Annotated in this window: 7 protein-coding genes; 6 read left to right on the top strand and 1 reads right to left on the bottom strand. The window is 62.9% G+C overall.

The window, feature by feature from the left end:
- Positions 1 to 54: 54 nt before the first annotated feature.
- Positions 55 to 732: an MIP family channel protein gene (locus tag LB555_RS29225; protein ID WP_015316522.1), complete on the bottom strand. Its 678-nt coding sequence runs from the start codon at positions 730 to 732 to the stop codon at positions 55 to 57.
- 316 nt (positions 733 to 1048) lie between these two features.
- Here LB555_RS29225 and LB555_RS29220 point away from each other — a divergent pair, with 316 nt between their 5' ends.
- From LB555_RS29220 to LB555_RS29195, 6 genes are all read left to right on the top strand, one after another.
- On the top strand, positions 1049 to 2338 hold the full coding sequence (locus tag LB555_RS29220; RefSeq protein WP_015316523.1) for an RsmB/NOP family class I SAM-dependent RNA methyltransferase: 1290 nt from the start codon (positions 1049 to 1051) through the stop codon (positions 2336 to 2338).
- A gap of 72 nt (positions 2339 to 2410) precedes the next feature.
- Positions 2411 to 2863 carry a TspO/MBR family protein gene (locus LB555_RS29215; RefSeq protein WP_224623095.1) on the top strand — a complete coding sequence of 151 codons (453 nt, stop codon included), beginning with the start codon at positions 2411 to 2413 and terminating at the stop codon, positions 2861 to 2863.
- Between the two features lie 98 nt (positions 2864 to 2961).
- Positions 2962 to 3420, top strand: coding sequence for a PaaI family thioesterase (locus LB555_RS29210; protein WP_015316525.1), 459 nt, complete (start codon positions 2962 to 2964; stop codon positions 3418 to 3420).
- Positions 3421 to 3525: 105 nt separating this feature from the next.
- Positions 3526 to 4194, top strand: coding sequence for a 5'-methylthioadenosine/S-adenosylhomocysteine nucleosidase (locus LB555_RS29205; RefSeq protein WP_015316526.1), 669 nt, complete (start codon positions 3526 to 3528; stop codon positions 4192 to 4194).
- Between the two features lie 55 nt (positions 4195 to 4249).
- Positions 4250 to 5812 carry a glutamine-hydrolyzing GMP synthase gene (gene guaA, locus LB555_RS29200; RefSeq protein ID WP_224684384.1) on the top strand — a complete coding sequence of 521 codons (1563 nt, stop codon included), beginning with the start codon at positions 4250 to 4252 and terminating at the stop codon, positions 5810 to 5812.
- Between the two features lie 756 nt (positions 5813 to 6568).
- Positions 6569 to 7668, top strand: a 1100-nt coding sequence (locus LB555_RS29195; RefSeq protein ID WP_210243307.1) for a VCBS domain-containing protein, incomplete at its 3' end; no start/stop codon positions are given.

The raw sequence follows: 7668 nt of genomic DNA, 5'->3' as shown, positions 1-7668 counted from the left end.
CCTACTAACGCGGCGGGGGCCCGGGCCCGCGCCTCTTGCATTCAGGCTCTGGAATCAATCCTTCTCGAAGACACGCGCCTTGGCGACGACGCCGGCAATGGCGCCGCCGATCAGCGGTGCGACGATGAACAACCAGAGCTGGCTGAGTGCGGCACCGCCGGTAAACAGCGCCGGGCCGATCGAGCGCGCCGGATTGACCGAGGTACCGGTGACCGGGATCATGGCGAAGTGAATGCCCGCTAGCGTCAGGCCGATGACCAGGCCGGCAAACGCCGTCGAGTGTTTTTCAGCGGTAACGCCAAGGATCACCGTGACGAAGGTGAAGGTGCCGATCAGCTCCCACAGGAACGCCGAGCTCATGCCCCATTTCGTCTCGTCCCAGCCATTGGCGCCGAAGCCGCCGGTATGGCCGCCGGTCTGGCCGGAAACGATGATCCACAACGCCAGCGAGGCGATGATGGCACCGATGATCTGCGCGATCCAATAGGGGATGACGTCCTTGGCCGGCAGCCGGCCAGCCAGGAACACGCCGAGCGTCACCGCCGGATTGAGATGCGCGCCCGAAATCGGGCCGATCGCATAGGCCGCCGCGATGAGGCCGATGCCGAATGCCAGACCGATGCCTTCCTGGCCAAGCGGCAGCGCGCCGCCGAAGCCCCCCGTCACCACGGACGCCGTACCGATGAACACCAACAGAAATGTGCCTAGAACTTCCGCCAGATAAATCTTCATTGCCCTCTCCTCGTGACGATCCGCCGGTCCACGTTTTCCGCGCCGCGAATCATGACGGCAAGAGTATTCCCAACCGAAAAACTTGGAAAGCAGAGCTGTAGCGCCACACGCCGTCCTTCCGGCCGCCAGTTAAGAACATTAGAGATCTTGTATCTACTAGTCCGCCTGCTTCTAACCGCCGCGAAGATTTACCGGTCGGACAGGTTTCGCCGATCACCGCCAGCTTGCGCTCGCGGCGAAGCCGGGCGGGGTTCAATCCGGACGTGAAAGGCTTTAAGAGCAGACCGGATAATGTGCTCGATTGATGGAATGACGAATGCGACTGGGCGGACGGCTGGCTGCGGCCATTGAAGTGCTGGAGGACATTGGTCGGCGTCACCGGCCGGTGGCCGACGCGCTGAAGGATTGGGGCCTGTCCCATCGCTTCGCCGGCGGTGGGGATCGCGCCGCGATCGGCAACATCGTCTACGACGCGCTGCGCCGCAAGCGCTCCGCCGGCTGGTTGCTGGGCGAAGACACGCCGCGTGCCATCGGCTTCGGGGCGCTGCTGCTCGAATGGAGCCAGACGGCGCAGTCGCTCAACGCAGCGCTCGAAGGTGACAAATTCGCGCCGCCGCTGCTGAGCGCCACGGAACTCCAGGCAATGGCGGAACGCCGGCTTGCCGACGCGCCGCCCGCTGTTCGCGCCGACATTCCCGATTGGTGCGAACCGCTTTTCGAGCGAGCCTTCGGCGAGACATGGGTCGAGGAGGGCGCGGCGCTCGCCACACGTCCGCCGCTCGACATCCGGGTCAACACGCTGCAGGCCAATCGCGCCAAGGTGTTGGCCGAACTCGCGCAGACCGGTGCCAGTGCCGCACGGATCGCACCCTACGGCATCCGCATCCCGCCGATCGACGGTGACGGCCGGCATCCGAACGTGCAAGCCGAGCCGGCCTTTCAGAAAGGCTGGTTCGAGGTCCAGGACGAGGGGTCGCAAATTGCGGCGGCGCTTGCCGGCGCGACGGCTGGCATGCAGGTGCTCGATTTCTGCGCCGGCGCAGGCGGCAAGACGCTGGCGTTGTCGGCGGCGATGGACAACCACGGTCAAATCTTCGCTCACGATGCCGAAAAGGCGCGGCTGGCGCCAATCTTCGACCGCATTCGCCGCTCGGAAAACCGCAATGTGCAGGTCACCACCAAGCCGGCCGAGCTTGCCCCATTGACCGGCCACATGGACATCGTGCTGGTCGACGCGCCCTGCACCGGCAGCGGCACCTGGCGGCGGCGTCCCGACGCCAAATGGCGGCTGACGCAGAGACAGCTTGATGCCCGCAAGGGCGAGCAGGCGACGATCCTCGATGCCGCCAGAACCTACGTCAAACCCGGTGGCCTGCTGGTCTACGTAACCTGCTCCGTGTTCGACGAGGAGAACGGTGAACAAATCGCCGCGTTTCGCGAGCGGCACGGCGGCTTTGCCCCGGTCGATCATCGCCAGCTCTGGGACAGCCGTTTTCCCGGCCATACCGCCGCGATGCGGATCGGTGCCCTGGGTGGCATTTCGCTCTCGCCGGCGTTGAGCGGCACAGACGGATTTTATTTTTGCGCCTTGCGCCGGGCGAACTGACGCTGTCGTTGACAGCTGCCCGCAGCGCCCCAATTGCAGATGCGCGGCGTTGCGCCGCCACAGGGTGAGTGCTTGCAAAGATATCTGTCGCTTCTGCTGTTCCTCGTCCTGGTGCTGGGCGGAGGCCTGCTGATCGGTTTCGCCACCTTGCCAGGTGCCTGGTATGCATCGCTGGCCAAGCCTTCCTTCAATCCGCCCAACTGGATTTTCGCGCCTGCCTGGACACTGCTCTATGTGCTGATCGCCGTGGCCGGCTGGCGGACATGGTTGCGGGACCCGGCCGGCACCGCGATGAAGATCTGGGGCGCTCAGCTCGTCCTGAATTTCGTGTGGTCGCCAATCTTCTTCGGCGCAAAAATGATGGGGCCTGCTCTGGTCATCATCGTGCTTCTTCTGGCCGTCATCGCGCTGTTTATCGCAAGCGTCTGGACCCGCGATCGGCTCGCCGCCTGGCTTTTCGTGCCCTACGCGGCGTGGGTGGCGTTCGCCACCTTGCTCAACGCCTCGCTTCTTTGGCTGAACTAGGTGGCGTTCGATGCGGTTTGCTGCAGTGCAGCAAAAGCATTTGCCTGCCGCTCATGCCTCTGCGATAAGCTTTCCCGTCAAACGTGAAGGCAACGGCGATGGCAGCAAAGATCGTACCGGCTCCGGACTATGAGGATCGCGTCAGGGCGTCCTTCGCCCGCCAGCAGGCGATGGCGACGATCGGCGCCGAACTGACATTGGTGACCCCCGGCATCATCGAGATCGAGATGCCTTATTCGGCGGCGCTGACCCAGCAGCATGGGTTCCTGCATGCCGGCGTCATTTCGACGGCGCTGGACTCGGCTTGCGGCTATGCGGCGTTCTCGCTCATGCCGGAGAATTCCGGCGTGCTGACCATCGAATTCAAGGTCAACCTTCTGGCGCCGGGCCGGGGCGAGCGTTTTTTGTTCCGCGGTTCGGTGACCAAACCCGGCCGTACCATCATCGTTGCCGACGGCCAGGCCTATGCCTTCGCCGCCGACGGCGAGGCCAAGCTGATCGCCACCATGACCGGGACGATGATGACGGTGCTAGGCCGCGATGGTATCGCTGGGTGAGTGGCCGGTTCGCCGCGGGCGAATTTAATCGTGCCGGCGGCACGGAGCTGCCGCCGGCAGCGGCCATGCCGTTGGCCATAATGTAGCGCAAGCAGGAGGATCGCCATGACTGGCAACGTCGTGCGCATTGGCGGCAAGGATGTCCTCTTCGTCATGGCGGCGCGGGCCGAATATGGCCAGCATCTGCAGCGACTGTTCACGCCGCTGATGACGGGTGTGGGCCCGGTCGAGGCCGGCGTCAGGCTGGGCGCCGAACTGTCCTGGTTGAAGTCGGACAAGGCATTGCCCGATCTGGTGGTATCGCTCGGCTCTGCTGGCAGCCGGACCCTGGAGCAGACCGAAATCTACCAGGCCGTCTCCGTCAGCTATCGCGACATCGATGCCTCGCCGCTGGGCTTCGAAAAAGGCGCGACGCCGTTTCTCGACCTGCCGGTGATCGTACCGTTGCCGTTGCGTATTCCCGAAATCAAGGAGGCGACACTGTCGACCGGCGGCGCCGTCATTACCGGCGCGGCGTACGAAGCGATCGCCGCCGACATGGTCGACATGGAGACCTTCGCCTGCTTGCGCGCCTGTCAGCTTTTCGACATCCCGCTCATCGGGCTGCGCGGTATTTCCGACGGCGCGGCTGATCTCAGGCACGTCGGCGACTGGACCGAATATCTGCACGTCATCGATGAAAAGCTGGCCGACGCCGTCATGCGGCTCGAACAGGCGATCGGTTCGGGCTTGCTCCGGCCGGATTCACCTGGTGACGAGGCGATACCGCTCTGAAAGTCAGGCGACGCAACCCATTGCGCAGACTCGTTTCTTTCTCTAAAGGCTCGCCATGACGACAGCCAATCACACCGACACCGTCCTGATTGTCGATTTCGGCAGCCAGTTTACGCAGCTCATCGCCCGCCGCATCCGCGAGGCCGGCGTGTTTTCCGAGATCGTGCCGTTCCAGTCGGCCGAGGCGGCATTCAAGCGCATCAACCCGAAAGCGGTCATCCTGTCCGGCGGCCCGGCTTCGACGTCCGATATCGGCAGCCCGCGCGCGCCGCAGATCGTCTTCGATGCCGGCGTGCCTGTGCTTGGCATCTGCTATGGCCAGATGGCCATGTGCGTGCAGATGGGTGGCGTCGCCGAAAGCTCCAACCATCGCGAATTCGGCCGCGCCTTTGTCGAGATCGAGAAGGACAGCCCGCTATTCGAGGGCCTGTGGGCCACAGGCCAGCGCCATCAGGTGTGGATGAGTCATGGCGATCGCGTCATCGCCCTGCCGCCTGGCTTCGAGGTGTTCGGCAAATCGGAAAGCTCGCCCTTCGCCATCTTCGGCAATGTCGAACGCAGGATGTACGGCATCATGTTCCATCCCGAGGTGGTGCATACGCCGGATGGTGCGAGGCTGCTCAGGAACTTCGTCCACAACATCGCCGGCATCGAAGGCGACTGGACGATGCGCGCCTATCGCGAGCACGCGGTCGAGGCGATCCGCAAGCAGGTCGGCAAGGGCAAGGTCATCTGCGCGCTGTCGGGCGGCGTGGATTCCTCGGTGGCGGCGCTGCTCATCCACGAGGCGGTCGGCGACCAGCTGACCTGCATCCTCGTCGACCATGGCCTGATGCGCAAGGACGAGGCCGCTGGTGTGGTGGCGATGTTCCGCCAGCACTACAATCTGCCTTTGATCCTGGTCGACGCCTCGGAAAAATTCATCTCTGCCATGGAAGGCGAGTCCGACCCGGAAAAGAAGCGCAAGACCATTGGCCGGTTGTTCATCGAAGTGTTCGAGGACGAGGCCAAGAAGCTCGGCGGCGCCGATTTCCTGGCGCAAGGCACGCTCTATCCCGACGTCATCGAGAGCGTCTCCTTCACCGGCGGCCCCTCCGTCACCATCAAGTCCCACCACAATGTCGGCGGCCTGCCCGAGCGCATGAACATGCAACTGGTCGAGCCGTTGCGCGAACTGTTCAAGGACGAGGTGAGGGCGCTGGGCAAGGAACTCGGCCTGCCCGAAAGCTTCATCGGACGCCATCCGTTCCCTGGCCCCGGCCTCGCCATCCGCTGCCCGGGCGGCATCACGCGGGAAAAGCTGGAGATCCTGCGCGAGGCCGATGCAATCTATCTCGACGAAATCCGCAAGGCCGGCCTCTATGACGCGATCTGGCAGGCCTTCGCCGTGCTGCTGCCGGTGCAGACTGTCGGCGTCATGGGCGACGGTCGCACCTACGAATTCGTCTGCGCGCTACGCGCCGTGACCTCCGTCGACGGCATGACGGCTGACTTCTACCACTACGACATGGCCTTCCTGGGCGCCGCCGCCACCCGCATCATCAATGAAGTCCGCGGCATCAACCGCGTGGTGTATGACGTCACGTCGAAGCCGCCTGGCACAATCGAGTGGGAATGAAGGAGCGGCAATCGCGTAGATTCGGCGGCGATTTTCGCCATCGAGAATTGTTCTCGTGTCGTATCTCACTTTCGCTGAACTGGTATCTTCATCTCCAATCTGGCAAGTCCGATCTGCCCAAGTCCCTTACGAGGTAAAGACCTTTAAGAAGGGGGCTACGGCGTAAAACGGCGTGCACAAAGGCAAGATCTGCTTCGCGCCTTGTCATCCTTGGAGTGATCTGCGTTGGAGCGTGAGGCTTCCGGATGTCCGGCTCGCCCGTGGCAGCGGTCAAGGTCCAGCGTTAGTGCGCTGGCGGGCTCTCGTTACCCTGCCCCGCATCTTCTGCCGCGCTGGCTCATATTAGGCGTGCGCTCGTTCGATCTCACAAGCCGATCCGGGTGGCTGCAGCTCCTTCATGTTGAATATTAACCGTTCGCCCAAGTTGGACGTTGACGCTTCCTCCCCAGTAGAGTTAATAATCTCCTAATATAAGCATTGTCTAAAATCTCTTGATCGGAAACCGGCGATTTAGGCGATGCAATTGGGTTGGGAGACGTAGCGCTGCGACAACGCCGTCGCAGCCGCCATCATGCGATCATCATCCGCTAGCTCCAGCCGGCACTGCTTGTCCGGCAGGCTCGCTGATGATGCGCCGCACTCGCTTTCAACCCAGCTGTGTGGCGACTTTGGGATCGATGCTCGGACAGAGCGTGGTCGTACAGGACTATTAACAAACAGGCGTTGGGGCGTCTGCTACAGAAACAGGGGTTGAAAATGGCTACTCAGGTCACCGGTGCCGGCGGCACCACGGCGTCATTCTCCAATACACCGCAGGCAAAGGACGACCTGTTCACCAGCAGCACCACCGGGCTTAATGAGGATAGTTCTCAGCCCATCTTCCTGAATGTGATGGCCAACGATCTCGGCGGGAACGCCAAGACGCTTTGGTCGGTCGACAACGGGATCAACAATACAGGCGCGATGAGTGGATACTCCGCTGCTGATTTGTTGACACAAGACTCGGCGCGGAGCGAAATCGGCAGCTCCGACACAAGTTCTAACGGCGCGAAAATCTGGATCACATCCGACGGACTCGTTGGATACGACGCGGCTACCTTAACAGCGGCTTTCAAGACGCAATTACAAAACTTGAATGCAGGGCAATACCTGACTGACACGTTTATCTATTCAATTCGGCTCGGCAATGGAACGCTCAGTTGGGCAACCGCCACGGTACAGTTCGCCGGAACCAACGACGCGGCCGTGATTTCCGGAGTCTCTACGGGCGCAGTGATCGAGGCGGGTGGCGTCGGCAATGGAGTTCCTGGGACGCCGACGGCGAGCGGCACGCTCACCGACACCGACGTCGACAACACACCCAATACATTCCAGGCCGTCGCGGCCGGACATGCAAGTGACCATGGCTACGGCACGTATCAGATGACCACGGGTGGCGTCTGGACCTATACGCTCGACAACGGCAACGCCACGGTCCAGGCGCTCAATGTCGGCGACACGACCACCGACACCTTCACCGCTCATACCGCCGACGGCACCGCCCAGGTGGTGACGATCACCATCCACGGCACCAACGACGCGGCCGTCATCACCGGCACGGCGAACGGCGCAGTGACCGAGGCCGGCGGCGTGGCCAACGCCATTCCCGGGACGCCGACGGCGAGCGGCGATCTCAACGACACCGATGTCGACAATGCGACCGACAGCTGGCAGACGGCTCCCGCCGGCACGGCAAGCACCGGCGGCCTCGGCACCTATCAGCTCGGCGCCGACGGCCAGTGGACCTATACGCTCGACAACGGCAACGCCACGGTCCAGGCGCTCAATGTCGGCGACACGACCACCGACACCTTCAC

The sequence above is a fragment of the Mesorhizobium sp. BR-1-1-10 genome (assembly GCF_020165595.1).
GTDB lineage: Bacteria > Pseudomonadota > Alphaproteobacteria > Rhizobiales > Rhizobiaceae > Mesorhizobium > Mesorhizobium australicum.
This window is presented reverse-complemented; position numbering and strand designations above follow the sequence as displayed.

Bases quoted from the DNA above. Each gene is read 5' to 3' on its own strand.
- LB555_RS29225 (WP_015316522.1), bottom strand. From the start codon at position 732: ATGAAGATTTATCTGGCGGAAGTTCTAGGCACATTTCTGTTGGTGTTC.
- LB555_RS29220 (WP_015316523.1), top strand. From the start codon at position 1,049: ATGCGACTGGGCGGACGGCTGGCTGCGGCCATTGAAGTGCTGGAGGAC.
- LB555_RS29210 (WP_015316525.1), top strand. From the start codon at position 2,962: ATGGCAGCAAAGATCGTACCGGCTCCGGACTATGAGGATCGCGTCAGG.
- LB555_RS29205 (WP_015316526.1), top strand. From the start codon at position 3,526: ATGACTGGCAACGTCGTGCGCATTGGCGGCAAGGATGTCCTCTTCGTC.
- guaA (WP_224684384.1), top strand. From the start codon at position 4,250: ATGACGACAGCCAATCACACCGACACCGTCCTGATTGTCGATTTCGGC.